This window comes from Alloactinosynnema sp. L-07 (assembly GCF_900070365.1).
Taxonomy (GTDB): domain Bacteria; phylum Actinomycetota; class Actinomycetes; order Mycobacteriales; family Pseudonocardiaceae; genus Actinokineospora.
The window spans coordinates 4,034,282-4,048,815 of record NZ_LN850107.1; the positions used below are offsets into that span (position 1 = coordinate 4,034,282).

General features: G+C 69.7%; 18 protein-coding genes. 6 read left to right on the top strand and 12 right to left on the bottom strand.

Annotated features, from left to right (window positions below):
* Positions 1-7: 7 nt before the first annotated feature.
* A complete protein-coding gene (locus tag BN1701_RS17830; protein WP_157368049.1) occupies positions 8-538 on the bottom strand; it encodes a hypothetical protein in 531 nt (176 codons plus the stop codon).
* Positions 539-639: 101 nt separating this feature from the next.
* Between BN1701_RS17830 and BN1701_RS17835 the strand changes: the two genes are divergently transcribed.
* Both BN1701_RS17835 and BN1701_RS17840 read left to right on the top strand, forming a co-directional pair.
* Positions 640-1,359 carry an ABC transporter ATP-binding protein gene (locus BN1701_RS17835; RefSeq protein ID WP_054050307.1) on the top strand — a complete coding sequence of 240 codons (720 nt, stop codon included), beginning with the start codon at positions 640-642 and terminating at the stop codon, positions 1,357-1,359.
* Between the two features lie 20 nt (positions 1,360-1,379).
* A complete protein-coding gene (locus BN1701_RS17840) occupies positions 1,380-2,114 on the top strand; it encodes an ABC transporter permease (protein ID WP_054050309.1) in 735 nt (244 codons plus the stop codon).
* 3 nt (positions 2,115-2,117) lie between these two features.
* Here the strand turns inward: BN1701_RS17840 and BN1701_RS17845 are convergent, their stop codons facing one another.
* Entirely contained in the window at positions 2,118-4,061 is a 1,944-nt protein-coding gene (locus BN1701_RS17845; protein WP_054050311.1) for a S8 family serine peptidase, read from the bottom strand.
* A gap of 155 nt (positions 4,062-4,216) precedes the next feature.
* Positions 4,217-5,851: an alkaline phosphatase gene (locus BN1701_RS17850; RefSeq protein WP_054050313.1), complete on the bottom strand. Its 1,635-nt coding sequence runs from the start codon at positions 5,849-5,851 to the stop codon at positions 4,217-4,219.
* 104 nt (positions 5,852-5,955) lie between these two features.
* Here BN1701_RS17850 and BN1701_RS17855 point away from each other — a divergent pair, with 104 nt between their 5' ends.
* Entirely contained in the window at positions 5,956-6,354 is a 399-nt protein-coding gene (locus tag BN1701_RS17855) for a PPOX class F420-dependent oxidoreductase (RefSeq protein ID WP_054050315.1), read from the top strand.
* Between the two features lie 78 nt (positions 6,355-6,432).
* On the opposite strand, the gene priA is transcribed toward BN1701_RS17855, so the two are convergent.
* The 3 genes from priA to hisH are packed head-to-tail and all read right to left on the bottom strand — an operon-like array spanning position 6,433 to position 8,031.
* Positions 6,433-7,164: a bifunctional 1-(5-phosphoribosyl)-5-((5-phosphoribosylamino)methylideneamino)imidazole-4-carboxamide isomerase/phosphoribosylanthranilate isomerase PriA gene (gene priA, locus BN1701_RS17860; protein WP_054050317.1), complete on the bottom strand. Its 732-nt coding sequence runs from the start codon at positions 7,162-7,164 to the stop codon at positions 6,433-6,435.
* Positions 7,165-7,177: 13 nt separating this feature from the next.
* Positions 7,178-7,399: a DNA translocase FtsK 4TM domain-containing protein gene (locus BN1701_RS17865; protein ID WP_054050319.1), complete on the bottom strand. Its 222-nt coding sequence runs from the start codon at positions 7,397-7,399 to the stop codon at positions 7,178-7,180.
* Complete coding sequence (gene hisH, locus BN1701_RS17870) at positions 7,396-8,031, bottom strand: imidazole glycerol phosphate synthase subunit HisH (RefSeq protein ID WP_054055948.1); 636 nt, start codon at positions 8,029-8,031, stop codon at positions 7,396-7,398. The genes BN1701_RS17865 and hisH overlap by 4 nt, the downstream gene beginning before the upstream one ends.
* A gap of 122 nt (positions 8,032-8,153) precedes the next feature.
* On the opposite strand from hisH, the gene BN1701_RS17875 reads away from it, so the two are divergent.
* Positions 8,154-8,360 carry a hypothetical protein gene (locus tag BN1701_RS17875; RefSeq protein WP_054050321.1) on the top strand — a complete coding sequence of 69 codons (207 nt, stop codon included), beginning with the start codon at positions 8,154-8,156 and terminating at the stop codon, positions 8,358-8,360.
* On the opposite strand, the gene BN1701_RS17880 is transcribed toward BN1701_RS17875, so the two are convergent.
* The gene (locus BN1701_RS17880; RefSeq protein WP_157368050.1) at positions 8,357-9,265 is read right to left on the bottom strand and encodes a transketolase family protein; all 909 of its coding nucleotides are present in this window, start codon (positions 9,263-9,265) and stop codon (positions 8,357-8,359) included. The genes BN1701_RS17875 and BN1701_RS17880 overlap by 4 nt on opposite strands.
* Positions 9,262-9,924 (bottom strand): thiamine pyrophosphate-dependent enzyme, encoded by a 663-nt coding sequence (locus BN1701_RS17885; RefSeq protein WP_054050323.1) that lies wholly within the window; start codon positions 9,922-9,924, stop codon positions 9,262-9,264. Before BN1701_RS17885 ends, BN1701_RS17880 begins: the two co-directional genes overlap by 4 nt.
* 85 nt (positions 9,925-10,009) lie before the next feature.
* Between BN1701_RS17885 and BN1701_RS17890 the strand changes: the two genes are divergently transcribed.
* Positions 10,010-10,537: an RNA 2'-phosphotransferase gene (locus BN1701_RS17890; protein WP_054050325.1), complete on the top strand. Its 528-nt coding sequence runs from the start codon at positions 10,010-10,012 to the stop codon at positions 10,535-10,537.
* A 232-nt stretch (positions 10,538-10,769) separates the two neighbouring features.
* Positions 10,770-11,234 (top strand): redox-sensitive transcriptional activator SoxR, encoded by a 465-nt coding sequence (gene soxR / locus BN1701_RS17895; RefSeq protein WP_054050327.1) that lies wholly within the window; start codon positions 10,770-10,772, stop codon positions 11,232-11,234.
* 16 nt (positions 11,235-11,250) lie between these two features.
* Here the strand turns inward: soxR and BN1701_RS36490 are convergent, their stop codons facing one another.
* From BN1701_RS36490 to hisD, 4 genes are read right to left on the bottom strand one after another with little or no spacing between them, the layout of a single operon-like run.
* Complete coding sequence (locus BN1701_RS36490) at positions 11,251-11,412, bottom strand: hypothetical protein (RefSeq protein WP_172803276.1); 162 nt, start codon at positions 11,410-11,412, stop codon at positions 11,251-11,253.
* A 42-nt stretch (positions 11,413-11,454) separates the two neighbouring features.
* Complete coding sequence (hisB, locus tag BN1701_RS17900; protein ID WP_054050329.1) at positions 11,455-12,054, bottom strand: imidazoleglycerol-phosphate dehydratase HisB; 600 nt, start codon at positions 12,052-12,054, stop codon at positions 11,455-11,457.
* On the bottom strand, positions 12,054-13,151 hold the full coding sequence (locus tag BN1701_RS17905; protein WP_054050331.1) for a histidinol-phosphate transaminase: 1,098 nt from the start codon (positions 13,149-13,151) through the stop codon (positions 12,054-12,056). Before BN1701_RS17905 ends, hisB begins: the two co-directional genes overlap by 1 nt.
* Positions 13,148-14,470 carry a histidinol dehydrogenase gene (gene hisD, locus BN1701_RS17910; RefSeq protein ID WP_054050333.1) on the bottom strand — a complete coding sequence of 441 codons (1,323 nt, stop codon included), beginning with the start codon at positions 14,468-14,470 and terminating at the stop codon, positions 13,148-13,150. The genes BN1701_RS17905 and hisD overlap by 4 nt, the downstream gene beginning before the upstream one ends.
* Positions 14,471-14,534: the final 64 nt, after the last annotated feature.

Consider the following 14,534-nt stretch of genomic DNA (forward strand, 5'->3'; position numbering starts at 1 on the left):
GTCCTGGTCAGGGGACGGGCTGGGACCGCCATCGGCGCAGCAGGGCGGCGACCTCGCGGGCGTCGCTCAGCACGTCCCGGACCGCCAGCCGGGCTTCCTCCAGCTGCAGGTCCCGATTCACCAGCAGACCTTTGCGTCCCTCCGCGCCGCGCCAGCGGCTGGTGGCGCGGCGTTCCATCGCCGCGGCCTTGCGGACCATGGCAACGGGCCTGCGGTTCTCCCGGACCAGTTCGCGGTTCACCTGGGCCAGACCGACCACCAGCACGTCGAGCGGTTTGGCCACCCCCATGCGGATCACGTCCTCCGCGGCCCGGGCCACCGCGGCGGTGTCGTCGGCCATGGCGAAGGCCTCGGCCACCGCGGGAAGTGCCTGGGCCGCTTCGCCGCCCGCGTCGAACGCGGTGACGGCGGCTTCCCAGGCGGCTATGCCGGAGCTGACGGTGCCGAGGAACCGTGCGGACACCTCTTCGCCGCGCAACCTATGGCGTTCGGTCGCGACGGTGTCCAACAGCGACGACATGGCTGGGGCGGCTGGCATCTGACCTCCGGATAGGACGTACGGGCGTGATCACGTTACGACCCCATCGGGCCCGTGCGTACCTCTTGACGGACCAACTCAACGGGCGCAGAATTAAACACATGACTAATTCTGCGGTGTTGGTCCGCGACCTGCGCGTGCTGCGCGGTGGCCGCCCGGTCCTGCGCGACATCGGGTTCGAGGTGCCGCGCGGGTCGGTCACAGGTCTGCTGGGGCCGAGCGGGTGCGGCAAAACCACTCTCATGCGCGCGATCGTGGGCGTGCAGATTGTCGAAAGCGGACAAGTCGACGTCCTGGGGCTGCCCGCGGGCGATCCCGCGCTGCGCCACCGCATCGGCTACTCCACCCAGAGTCCGGCGATCTACGCCGACCTGACCCTCACCGAGGCGTTGCGCTACTTCGCTTCCGTGCTCAAGGCGCCCGCCTCAGATGTCGGCCGAGTGATCGCCGACGTCGATCTCCGGCCGCAGGCCGACCAGCTCGTCGGCAGCCTTTCCGGCGGCCAGCGCGGTCGGGCGAGTCTCGCGGTGGCGCTGTTGGGCTCCCCCGAACTGCTCGTCCTCGACGAACCGACCGTCGGACTCGACCCGGTGCTGCGCGACGACCTGTGGGCCCTGTTCCACCGCATCGCCAAAGCGGGCACAACCCTGCTGGTCTCGAGTCACGTGATGGACGAGGCGGCCCGCTGCGACCGGCTGCTGCTCATGCGGGAGGGGATCATCCTCGCCGACGACACCCCAGGCGGCCTGCGCGCGCGGACCGCGAAAGACGATCTGGAGCAGGCGTTCCTGCACCTGGTCCGGACGGAGGCGGCGGCATGAGCCCAGCGATGAACCCCGTGATGACTCCCTCGATCACGCTGGCCACGGCCAAGCGGATCCTGACCCAGCTGCGGCACGACCCGCGCACCATCGTGATGCTGCTGCTGGTCCCCTCGCTGCTGATGACGCTGCTGCGGTTCGTCTTCAACAACGAGGTGACGTTCAGCCGGATGGCGCCCGCACTGCTCGGCGTGTTCCCGTTCGTGATCATGTTCCTGATCGCGTCGGTCACCACGCTGCGCGAACGGACAACGGCCACACTCGAACGGCTGATGACCATGCCGATCGCCAAGCTCGACCTGATCCTCGGCTACGCCATCGCCTTCGGCACGATCGCCGTGTTCCAGGTCGGCATCGCCACCGGCGTCTCGTTGCTGTGGCTGGGACTCGACGTCGTCGGTTCGGTGTGGACACTGCTGCTGATCGCCGTGCTCGACGCGCTGCTGGGGATGGCGTTGGGGCTGCTGGTGAGCGCGTTCGCCACCAGCGAGTTCCAGGCCATCCAGTTCATGCCGCTGTTCGTGCTGCCGCAGTTCCTGCTGTGCGGGCTGCTGCAGCCGCGCGACCAGATGGGCTGGCTGCTGAACTGGCTCTCGGACGTGATGCCACTGTCCTACGCCGTCGAGGCACTGACTCACGTCACCCGCTCGGCCGACTTCACCGTCACCCTCACCCGCGACCTGCTGGTCGTGGCCGCGTGCGTGCTCGTGGCGCTCGGCCTGGGTGCGGCGACACTGCGCCGCCGCACCCCTTGACCGCTAGCGCACCACCAAAGCGAAGTCCGCGTCGGTCGCCGACGTCTCCACGTGTCCGTCTTGGTTGACGGCCGTGGCGATGACATCGACGGTCCACGTGCCCGAGCCGGGGCTCTGCACGAAGACGTTCTCCACGGTGTCGACCCGGTTGGCCGATCCGCCCGAGGTCGACCACACGCCCGCGCTCAACCCGTTGTTGCCGTAGTAGACCGTGCCGGTCGGCGAGATCACCTTCAGCGTCAGGTCGTTGACGGTGGCCACCGACGCGCTCGGCGAGCCCATCGGGTCGGCGTAGACCAGGGTCGCGAGCAGCGGCTTGGTGCCGTTGGTCGTGATCGTGTAGCGCTTGGTCTGGCCGGTGGTGAGCAGGTCGGTCTCGTTGACCAGGATCGGCAGCTTCCAGCCGCCCGCCTTGGCCGAGTCGTACAGCGTACGGACATTCACCGAGCCCCAGCCTTGGTGCGTGCGGGTCATATCCGAGGTCGTGCCGGTGAACGGGTACTGCGACGCGGTGTTGATCAGCAGTGCCTTGGCCGTCGCCGCGTGCGGGCGGCTGGTGAAGACGTCGCGGTTCTTGCCGGGGCCGCCGTCCAGCACGCCGTCGGCCCACAGCTGGAACAGCAGGCCCGCGTTGCCGCAGGTGATCGGGGTCGCGCCGCTGGTCCCGCCGAACGATGCGGTGTAGGAGGTGTCGCTGGAGCTGGACGTGGTGTTGATCTGGTCGTAGTAGTTCGACACGTCCGGCTTGATCCGGCCGTCGGCGGCCGGGCCGATGCTCGCTCCGCTGTTCCACTTGTCGTCGGTGCGCGACAGCGTGTTGTAGTGGTACTGGCCGCCCACCGACAGCACGTTCTTCGACCACGCCTGCGGCCGGGACTGCCGCGTGCCCGCGTTGCTCTGCGACTGGCAGATCAGGATGTCGTGGTCGAAGATGATGTCGTCGAACGCGGCGGAGATCGAATTGTAGCTGGTGGTGAGGGTGTCGCCCCAGCTGTTCGACTGGAACACCGCGCGGTACGGGCCTGCCGGGTTGACCAGTTCCTTGGTGTGGGCGTAGCGGTCGGGCTTGTTGTAGGTGGCGAAGATGCCCTGGCCGTCCGGCAGCAGGCCGCGCCGGGTCGAGCTGACCCCGGAGGCGAAGATCTGGCCTGTCGTGGCCGTGCCGTGGCTCGTGCTGGTCGAGTTGGAACCGTGGAACACCAACGGATGCGCGCGGAACTCCTGGTGGGTGGACCGGACACCGCCGTCCATGACCTCGCCGCGCACGCCCGTGCCCTTGTAGCCGCCGACGGACTCGATGTGGTTCGCGCCGGTCGCCTCGCGGGCCATGTCCATGTCGGTCTGCGGCTCGGACACCGCGCCCACCGACAGCACGTCGGGCAGCGCGGCGACTTGGGACACCTGCGCGGGCGTGAGCGTGGCCAGGACGTGCCGCTTGCTCTCGGAGATCCCGTCGAGCCTGCCGCCGATCCGCGACACCTGACGGGCCACCGCGCTCTGCTCGCGGACGTCCTCATCGACGACCGTCACCAGGTACCGCGCCCGCGTACCCGCCAACGCGAGCGGCGCGTCGACCTTGTCCGCGGCGGCGTAGTCGCCGACCCAGCGCACGAAGTCCAGCGCGCGCAACCGATCCGGGTCGGCGCTGCGCACTACGTAGGCGTAGTCGGGGATGTACGCGCCGAGCCGCACGCCGACGCGGCGCAGGGCGGCGCGCTGGTCGTCGGTGACCGGGCCGCGGAACTGCACCAGGTAGCCGGACTTCCCGGTCGGCGCCGCGAGCGCGGCCGACGCCAGCGGGTCGAAAGTGCGGCCGGCGAGCCGGATGTACTGAGAGTCAGATGTGGACTGTGGAACGCTCGCGGCGGGGACCGCGGCAGCCGTCGTGGCGACCGCGGCCAGCACCGCCCCGGCTAACAAGGCGAAGCGACGGGATTTGGGCAGCATGAATGAGCCTCCTAGCGCAGGGGGTTCCGACCCGGAGGGAAGTCGGACTTTCCTCACGCTAGTGACCGCGAACCGGTCGGCCAGCCTCCGACTGAGTGAGCGGCGATCCGGTAAATCACCAGTAAACGGGGGCACCCGAGGGTGCCCCCGTTTCGCTAGGCGACCGGGCTGGAGACCGGCTTGACTTTCTGCGTGCCCGCCGCCGTGGCCAGCGACTTGGCGTGTTTGACGCCGGAGTTGGCGTTGAGGCGGTCGTCGAGGAAGTACCAGTCGGTCTGCACGCGCTGCGGGTTGACGTCGACCACCGAGTAGCCGTGCGAGTCCAGCTCGATGTACTTGACGTGCCAGTTCTTCGCGTACATCGCGACCTCGGCCGCGACCGAGCCGGTGCGCGCCGGGATGTTGAGCAGGTCGTCGATGTTGTCGCTGGTCACCGACGGCGTGACGAACTCGGTGGCCACACTGTTGCCGTTCCACCAGTAGCTAGACCGGTCGAGCGGGATGTCGGCGCCCCACGAGGTGTGGATGTCGCCGGTGAGGAAGACGGTGTTCTTGACCTTGTTGTCCTTGAGGTGGCCGAGCAGTTCGAGCCGATCGGCGGTGTAGCCGTCCCACGCGTCGGCGTTGGCCGCGACGCCGCCCAGCGGCAGGCCGAGCAGCTCGCCGATGGCCTCGGCGAACAGAGCGGTGACCCCGCCGAGCGAGATCGGCGTGATCATGACCGAGTTGCCGACCAGCTTCCAGGTGGCGTCGGTGCCCGACAGCCCGGACTTGAGCCACTCCATCTGCGCGTCGCCGGTCAGCGTGCGGTTCGGGTCGTTCGGGTCGCCCGAGGACGGCGTGGTCTGCTTGGAGCGGTAGCTGCGCAGGTCGAGCAGGGACAACTCGGCCAGCTTGCCCCAGCGGAAGCGGCGGTAGATCTCGCCGCCCGCGCCCTGCCGGACCGGCATCCACTCGAAGTACGCCTGCCGCGCCGCGGCCTTGCGCACACCCCAGTCGCCCTCGGTGGCGGGCTGATGGTTCTCGGCGCCACCCGACCACGCGTCGTTGGCGGACTCGTGGTCGTCCCAGGTGATGAACCACGGCTGCTTGGCGTGCAGCGACTGCAGGTCAGGGTCGGTCTTGTACTGCGCGTGGCGCTTGCGGTAGTCGGCCAACGCGACCATCTCGGTGGCGGGCTCGTGCGGGCGGATCGTCACGCCGCGGGCCCCGAAGCCGCCCACCGGGTATTCGTAGAGGTAGTCGCCGACGTGCAGGACGCCGTCGAGGTCGGTGCGGGCCGCGAGCTGGCGGTAGGCCGCGAAGTAGCCCGCCTGCCAGTTCGAGCACGACACCAGACCGAGGCGCAGCTTGCTGACGTCGGCGTTCGTCGCGGGCGCGGTGCGGGTGCGGCCGGTGGCCGACGCGACGCCGTCGAGGAGGAAGCGGTAGAAGTAAGTCGTCGCGGCGGCGAGGCCACCGGCTTCGACCTTCACCGTGTGGTCGCGGGACGGGCCGGTCGTGGTTGCGCCGGACTGGACGACGTTGGCGAATGACGAGTCTGTCGCGACCTCCCAGCGGAGTTCGACGTCAGGTCCGGCGCCGGATCCCGGGGTCGAGTCCGGTGTCGGGGTCACTCGGGTCCAGAGCAGGACGTTGTCGGGCAGTGAGTCGCCCGAGGCGACGCCGTGCGCGAACTGGGGCACGGCGGCCGCGGCGGCCGTGCCGGCCAGGGCGGCGGGGATGAGCAGGGCGCCACCTGCGACGGCGGACGTGCGGAGGAAGGCGCGGCGGTCTAATCCGGGATTCATCACGAGTCTCAGTGGTACACCTTGATCCTAAGTGTCACACCCACCGTCCAGGTGAATACTCCTCAAATTCGTCCCGATCTGGGGTTCGGACTACGCTGCCGATCATGCCGACCGACGCTTTGACTCGCCTCGGCGAGGGCAAGTATCTGCTACTGACGACGTTCCGTAAGGACGGCAGTGCCGTTGGGACGCCGGTGTGGGTGGTTCGGGATGGGGACGTTCTGCTGGCTTGGACGGTGACTGAGTCGTGGAAGGCCAAGCGGCTGCGACGAAACAGTGATGTGACGCTTGCCGAGTGCGACATCCGGGGCAACCCGGCAGGCGAGACCGTCTCCGGAACGGCGCGGTTCCTCGACACTGAGGGAACCGCGCGCGCCAAGAAGCTGATCCAGCGGAAGTACGGTTTCGTCGCGTGGGTCACGGTGTTTGGCAGCAAGCTGCGTCGAGGGTCTTCTGGGACTATCGGGATCTCGATCGCTGTGGGTGCGCCGGTTTCGGAGTGACTGTGTCCACACCCTGGGTCCGCACCCTGGGGTCGGCACCCTGGGTCCGCGGCGGGGGTGCGGCTTGTTGGTTGTTTCTTACGGGCGGCGAACTGCTGCGAGTGCCTCGGGCAGAGTGAAGTTGCCGTTGTATAGGGCTTTGCCGATGATTGCGCCCTCAACGCCGTCGATCGCGGCCAGGGCGACCAGGTCGTCCACACTGGACACGCCGCCCGAGGCGATCACCGGCGCGTCGGTGCGCGCGCAGACCTCGCGCAGCAGGCCCGCGTTCGGGCCCTCCAAGGTGCCGTCCTTGCTCACGTCGGTGACTACGTAGCGGGCGCAGCCGTCGGTGTTCAGGCGGTCGAGGGCCTCCCAGAGTTCACCGCCGTCGGTGGTCCAGCCTCGGGACGACACCCGGTAGACACCATCTTTGATTCGTACGTCCAGGCCGACGGCGATCTTGTCGCCGTGTTCGGCGATGACCTTCGCGCACCACTCGGGGTTTTCCAGGGCGGCGGTGCCCAGGCCGATGCGGGCGGCGCCGGTGGCCAGGGCGTTGTCCAGTGATTCGTCGTCGCGGATGCCGCCGGATAGTTCTACCTGGACGTCCAGGGTGCCGACGATCTCGGCGAGCAGGTCGCGGTTGCTGCCCCGGCCGAACGCGGCGTCGAGGTCGACCAGGTGGACCCAGTCGGCGCCGCCGTCCTGCCAGGCCATGGCGGCGTCCAGTGGGGAGCCGTAGCCGGTCTCGGACCCGGCCTCACCCTGGACGAGACGGACGGCCTGGCCATGGACCACGTCGATGGCGGGAAGCAAGTAGAAGCTCACCGGAGCACCCTATCTACGCGGCTGGGGTCGACCGGCGGTGGATGAGGTAACCCACACCGAGTCCGACGGCGAGCAGTAGCACCCACGCCCACCAGGGCAGACTCCCCAGGATGCCGACCAGCGCACCCGCGATGGCCGCGCCGACGACACCTCCCAAAGTGGTCGCGGTCGACGGCCTGCGGCGGCGGGTGGTCGTGGTGCGGCGCTTGCGTGGCTTCTTCTTCGGGGTGGTCATCCGGTGACGTCCTTGAGCCAGTTCTCCAGCAGCTGCGCGCCTGCGTCGCCCGACTTCTCTGGGTGGAACTGGGTGGCCGACAGGGGACCGTTCTCGGCCGCCGCGACGAACTCGCCGCCGTGGTCGGCCCAGGTAACCAGGGGTGGGATCATCGGCGGCTCGGGGTGCAGTTCCCAGGTGCGCGCGGCGTAGGAGTGGACGAAGTAGAACCGGGTGTCCGGGCCGAGGCCGTGGAAGAGCACGGACTTCTCCGGCGCCCGCACGGTGTTCCAGCCCATGTGCGGGACGATGGGGGCGTCGAGCCGGTCGACCGTGCCGGGCCACTGGTTGCAGCCGTCGGTCTCGACACCGTGCTCGATACCGCGCTCGAAGAGGATCTGCATGCCGACGCAGATTCCCAGTACCGGCCGACCGCCTGCGAGCCGACGTCCGATGATCCGCTCGCCGCGCACGCCGCGCAGCCCCTCCATGCACGCCGCGTAGGCCCCGACACCGGGCACGACCAGCGCGTCGCAGTCGATGGCGGCATGGAAGTCGCCGGTCACCTCGACATCGGCACCGACGCGGCGCAGCGCGCGTTCAGCGGAACGAAGGTTCCCGGACCCGTAATCCAGCACGACGACTCTTGGCACGGGCCCAGCGTAGTCGGCCACGTCCGTTATCTAACCGTGACCTCGATCGGGTGTAAGCCGTCCCGCCTGCGGGTATGTGGGGACTAAGGCGTGGTCAGGGGGCCGCGCCCAGGAGGCCTGTGATGTTGCGTTGGACCTTGGCGACAATCCTGCTCGTCGCGGCGATGGTCAACGCCTATCTCGCGCTGTCCGAGTCGGTCGTGTGGCCGATCGTGCCCGCTGTGCTGTGGATCCTCGTGGCCGCCGCACTCATCACCGCCGAACCGAAGTCCGAGGTCCCCGCGCCGCGAGCGGAGTCCGAGCCGGTGCGACGGCCGGTGTCCGTCTAACTGAGGAATTCTCGCAGGGTCCGGGCGATCCCGGCCGCGTCGAGGCCGTGGATCTCGTCGTGCTGCGCCGCGGTGCCGTAGGCGCGCACCTCCATGTCCCGCCGCACACCCACCGACCGCTGACGGTGCGGCATGTCCGCCAACGCCTCGGCCACCGAGTGCGCCGAGGTCCCCGCCAGGTACGGCTCCACGACCAGGACATTCGGCGCCGCCGACTCGACCGCCGCGCGTAGGCCCGTGTGGTCGAACGGGCGGACGGTCGGGGTGTACAACACCGACACGTCGACACCCTCGGTCGCGGCGAGCACCGCGTCCAGGGTCGGGCCCACGGCCAGGACCACGCCAAGGCTGCCGTGGCGCAGCGGGACGAAGTCGCCGGTCACCGGGTGGGCGTCGGTGTTCGATCGGGTCGAGAGCCGCAGGTAGACCAGCCCGTTCCCCGCGAGCGCGCCGGTCAGCAGCGGCGCGACCTCGTCGGGGTGGCCGGGTACGTGGATGGTGAAGCCGGGCAGGCTGTCGATCAGTGCCACGTCTGCGGGCGCCTGGTGGGTGCGGCCCATCTTCGGGTTGTCGTAGGACGCGCCGACGCTAACCAGCACCGCGCCGACACCCTGGTGGCCAAGGTCGAGTTTGACCTGCTCATACGCCCGCTCGACCAGGAACGGCGCATAGGTGTGGATGACCGGCCGGAATCCGGTCAGCGCGAGCCCGCCCGCGACGCCGACCATCGCCTGCTCCCGAATCCCGACGTCGACCACACGGCCGGGATGCTCCTTGAGCGGTCCAGCGAATAGATCCACGGAGATCGCGGCCAGCACGAGCGCGACCCGCGGGTCCTGCTCCAGCGCCTCGGTCATGCTCGCCGCGAACGCCTCACGCATGGTCCTGGTGTCAACCGTGGTCATCGCTGCTCCTTGATATCGGCGACCACGACGAGCGGCCTGCCGGGGTGGCCTTCGGTCAACGCGGCGTGCAAGGCCACGTGGTCACGGCCGTCGACGGTGACGCCCGCCCAGCCCTCCACGGTGAACCGGGACGCGATGCCGCCGGGCCAGCCGTGGTTGGAACTGTGGTTGTCCACGACGACGGCGGTCAGGTTCGCCAGCCCGAACCGCGCGGCGACCGCGATGGCCTCGTGGTTGCTGCCCTCGTCCAGCTCACCGTCGCCGACCAGCACGAACACGCGAGCGGGCGAACCTTGGGCGCGTAGCCCGACGGCCTGCCCCACCGCGATGGGCAGCCCGTGTCCAAGTGATCCCGACCCGATCTCGGCGCCGGGCACGAGGGTGCGGTCGGGATGGTGGCCGAGGATGGAGTCGAACCGGGTCCAGGTATCCAATGTGGAGGGATCAAGGAAGCCCTTGGCGGCCAGGACCGCGTAGAACGCCATCGGACCGTGTCCTTTGGACAGCAGGAACCGGTCCCGGTCCGGATCATCGAGCGCGTCGATGCGCAGAACGCGGTCGTAGAGCACCCACAGGACGTCGAGGGTGGAGGCGGCGGCCCACTCGTGCTTCTCATCGCCGGTCATCCGGGCGAACAGCGGGGCCAGTGCGTGTGTCATGGGTCCACCGTGCAACCTTGAGTTCGGTGGAGGTCAAGAACTTCGTGGCGCCCGCGCGGGCCGGTGTGCTGCAATTCGCATCGATATGGAAGAACAACAGCTGATCCGCCTGTCGAAGCGGATGTCCAAAGCCCTGCGCCACCACCCCGAGCGAGTCGGCCTCACCCTCGACGCCGCGGGCTGGGTCCCGGTGTCGGACCTGCTCAGCGCACTCGGCGTGTCCCGCTCGGCACTCGATGAAGTCGTGGCGCGCAACAACAAGAACCGTTTCGCGTTCGACCCGACCGGGACCCGCATCCGGGCCAGTCAGGGCCACAGCGTGCCGGTCGACCTCGGACTGACGCCCATGCCGCCGCCCCCGGTGCTCTACCACGGCACCGTGGCCGCCGCACTGGAGTCGATCAAGGCCGAGGGCTTGCGGCCGATGAACCGCCACCATGTGCACTTGTCGGCTACCCGCGACACCGCCGTGGCGGTGGGCGCCCGCCGAGGCAGGCCACTCGTCCTGGAAATCGACGCGGCGGCGATGGCCGCTGACGGGCACGAGTTCTATGTCAGCGCGAACGGGGTCTGGCTGACCGACCACGTCCCCGCGCTCTACCTGCAAGAATGAGTTGATCGGGGTCCGTCAAAGCCGAAGGCCCATTTGTCACCCGGCACGGCAGACGCGACTCAAGCCGCGCGCTACCGGTGATCGACGGACTGCTTGCCGCGACAGCGTTGGCACACGACTGGACGCTCGTGACTCGCAACGGGACCGACGTGATGTCGACCGGCCTCCGACTCCTCGATCCGTTCGCGCGCTGACTTCGACCTACCTGGAGGTTGCCGGTAGGCTTGGACGGGTGTCCAAACTGGCTGAGACGCTGTCCATCGGCGAGGTCGCCGATCGCAGCGGGGTTCCGCATACGGCGTTGCGCTTCTACGAGGAGCGCGGGTTGATCCACTCCGAGCGGACGGCCGGTAACCAGCGCAGATATGCCAGGGCAGTGCTCCGCAGGCTCGCCTTCATCCGCACCGCCCAACGGGTCGGGCTCACACTGGAGGAGATCCACGCCGCGCTCGACCTGTTACCCGAGCGGCGGACGCCGACGAAGGTCGACTGGGCGCGGCTGTCCAAGACGTGGCGGTCGGAGATCGACGCCCGGATCGACTCGTTGGAGCGGCTGCGGGACAACCTGACGTCCTGCATCGGGTGCGGGTGTCTGTCGTTGAAGACCTGTGGACTGGTCAACAGCGAAGACCGGATGTCGAACCTCGGCCCCGGCGCACCCCGGCTGAAAGCGGCCAGCGAGGGCGGCACCCCCTAGTGCCCTGCGCCGGGCACTAGCGGTTCGACACGTACCAGGCCACGGCGCCGCCGCCCGCCAGCAGGGCGAGCACGAGCAGCACCATGGCCATGCCCTTTGCCGTCTTCCAGGTCGTGTAGACCCCACCGACGAGCACGCCGGTCAACGCGATCAACCCGACGACGACGAGATCCTTCACGACCTACTCCTCCAGCGCCCTGTGAATCCGGACAGACCCTACTCAGAGGACGCCCTTGGTTGAGGGGATTCCGCCAACTCTGGGGTCGGACTCCGTGGCAGCCCTTAGTGCCCTGGCGAAGGCCTTGTACTCGGCCTCGGTGATGTGGTGCGGGTCACGCCCGTGGATGACCCGGAGGTGCAGGGCGATATGGGCGTGGAAGGCGATCGACTCGAAGACGTGCCTGTTCAGCACGGTCGGGTAGTTCCCGCCGACGACGAAACCGACCATGACCTCGGGCTCGCCCGTGTGCACGCAGTAGGGGCGGCCCGAGACGTCGATCGCGGCGTGCGCCAGGGTCTCGTCCATCGGGATCCAGGCGTCGCCGAAGCGGCGGATGCCCGACTTGTCGCCGAGGGCCTGGCGCAGGGCCTGGCCCAGGACGATGGCGACGTCCTCGACGGTGTGGTGGGCGTCGATGTCGATGTCGCCGGTGGCGTGCACGGTCAGGTCGAACGACGCGTGCGAGCCGAACGCGGTGAGCATGTGGTCGTAGAACGGGACGCCGGTCGACACGTCGACCTTGCCCGAGCCGTCGAGGTCGACCTCGACGAAGACCTTCGATTCCTTGGTGATCCGCTCCACGCGGCCGACACGGGACACTAGATGATCTCCTTACTGGCGGCCAGGAAAGCGTCGTTCTCCGCGGGCGTGCCCACGGTGACGCGCAGGTGTCCGGGGATGCCGACGTCGCGGATCAGCACGCCTTGGTCCAAATAGGACTTCCAGGCGGCGGCCGGATCGGCGAACTGTCCGAAGAGGACGAAATTGGCGTCGCTCGGCACGACTTCGGCACCCAGGCCGGAAAGCGCCTCGATGACGCGGTCGCGCTCGGCGGCCAGTTGGTGGACCGACGCGAGTGTCTGGTCGGCGTGGCGCAGGGCGGCGCGGGCGGCGGCCTGGGTGAGCGCCGACAGGTGGTAGGGCAGGCGCACGAGCAGCAGCGCGTCGACCACGGCGGGCGCGGCGGCCAGGTAGCCCAGTCGCCCGCCCGCGAAAGCGAACGCCTTGCTCATGGTGCGGCTGACGATCACCTGGGTGGGGAACTCCTCGATCAGGTGCACCGCGCTCTCCTGCGGGGAGAACTCGGCGTAGGCCTCGTCGACGACCACGATCCCCTTGGTGGCCGCGACGAGCGCGCGCAGGTCGGCCAGTGGGATGGACTGGCCGGTGGGGTTGTTCGGGCTGGTGACGAACACGACGTCCGGCGACCGCTCGGCCAGCACCGCGGCCGCGGTGTCGACGTCCAGGGAGAAGTCGGCGCGGCGCGGCGTTGGCACCCAGTCGGTCCGGGTGCCCGCGGCGATGATCGGGTGCATCGAATAGGACGGCTCGAAGCCCAGCGCGCTGCGGCCGGGGCCGCCGAAGGCCTGCAGGATCTGCTGGAGGATCTCGTTGGACCCGTTGGCCGCCCACAGGTTGGCCGTCGTCAGCGGCACCCCGGTCGACTCCGCGAGGTAGGCGGCGAGATCGGTGCGCAGGGCCACGGCGTCGCGGTCGGGGTAGCGGTGCAAGGTGCCCGCGATCTCCGCGACGGCGGCGGTGATGTCGGCGACCAGCTCCGGCGGCGGCGGGTAGGGGTTCTCGTTGGTGTTGAGCTGGTACGGCACGTCCAGCTGCGGCGCTCCGTACGGTGTACGGCCGCGCAGGTCGTCGCGCAGCGGCAGGTCGGCGAGGGCCGCCCGCTCCCCCGGCGTCACGACTCGCCCCGGAAGCGCGCGGTTACGGCCTCGCCGTGCGCGGGCAGGTCTTCGGCCCGCGACAGGGCGACCACGTGGGCGGCTACCTCGCGAAGGGCGTCCTCGGAGTAATCGATCACGTGGATGCCGCGCAGGAAGGTCTGCACCGACAGGCCCGACGAGTGCCGGGCACAGCCGCCGGTTGGCAGCACGTGGTTGGAGCCCGCGCAGTAGTCGCCCAGGGAGACCGGGGCGTAGGCGCCGACGAAGATCGCCCCGGCGCTGCGCACCCGCGCCGCCACGGCCCGCGCGTCGGCGGTCTGGATCTCCAGGTGCTCGGCGGCGTAGGCGTCGACCACCCGCAGCCCGTCGTCCACCGAGGACACGAGCACGCAGCCGGACTGCGGCCCGCGCAGCGCGGTGGCGACCCGCTCGGTGTGCTTGGTCGCCTTGACCCGCACCTCCAGCTCGGCGTCGACGGCGTCGGCCAGCTCGACGGAGTCGGTCACCAGCACGCTGGCCGCCAGCGGGTCGTGCTCGGCCTGGCTGATCAGGTCGGCGGCGATGTGCACCGGGTCGGCGGTGGCGTCGGCGAGGATGGCGATCTCGGTCGGTCCGGCCTCGGAGTCGATCCCGATCAGGCCCCGGAGCAGGCGTTTCGCCGCGGTCAGGTAGATGTTGCCCGGCCCGGTGACCATGTCGACCGGCGCCAGTTCGCCGCCGTCGGTGTCGGTCCCTCCGTAGGCGAGCAGCGCCACGGCCTGCGCGCCGCCGACGGCCCAGACCTCGGTGACGCCGAGCAGTTCGGCCGCGGCCAGGATCGTCGGGTGCGGCAGGCCGCCGAAATCGGCCTGCGGCGGCGAGCACACGACCAGCGACTCGACCCCGGCGGTCTGGGCGGGGACGACATTCATGACGACGCTCGACGGGTAGACCGCGAGCCCGCCCGGCGCGTAGAGCCCGACCCGCGCGACCGGCACCCAGCGCTCGGTGACCGTGCCGCCGGGGACGACCTGGGTGGTCACGTCGGTGCGCCGCTGCTCGCCGTGCACCAGCCGGGCCCGCTCGATCGAGACCTCCAGCGCGGTGCGGACCGCCGGGTCGAGCTCGGCGAGCGCGCGGGTCAGCTCGGCGGCCGGGACCCGCACCGCAGAGGGGCGTACCCGGTCGAAGCGCTCGGAGAACTCAAGGACCGCGTCGACCCCGCGCTCGCGGACCCCGTCCACGATCGGCCGCACCTGATGGACCACCGCGTCCACGTCGACCTCGGCCCGCGGCAGCGCGGTGCGCAGCTCCACGGGCGACGGGACGGCGGAACGCAGGTCGGTGCGCGTCAGCATGGGGTCCTTCCAGCTTCAAGGGGACCCCACCAGGGTAAAGCGTGGACCGGGAGCGGTGACCTTC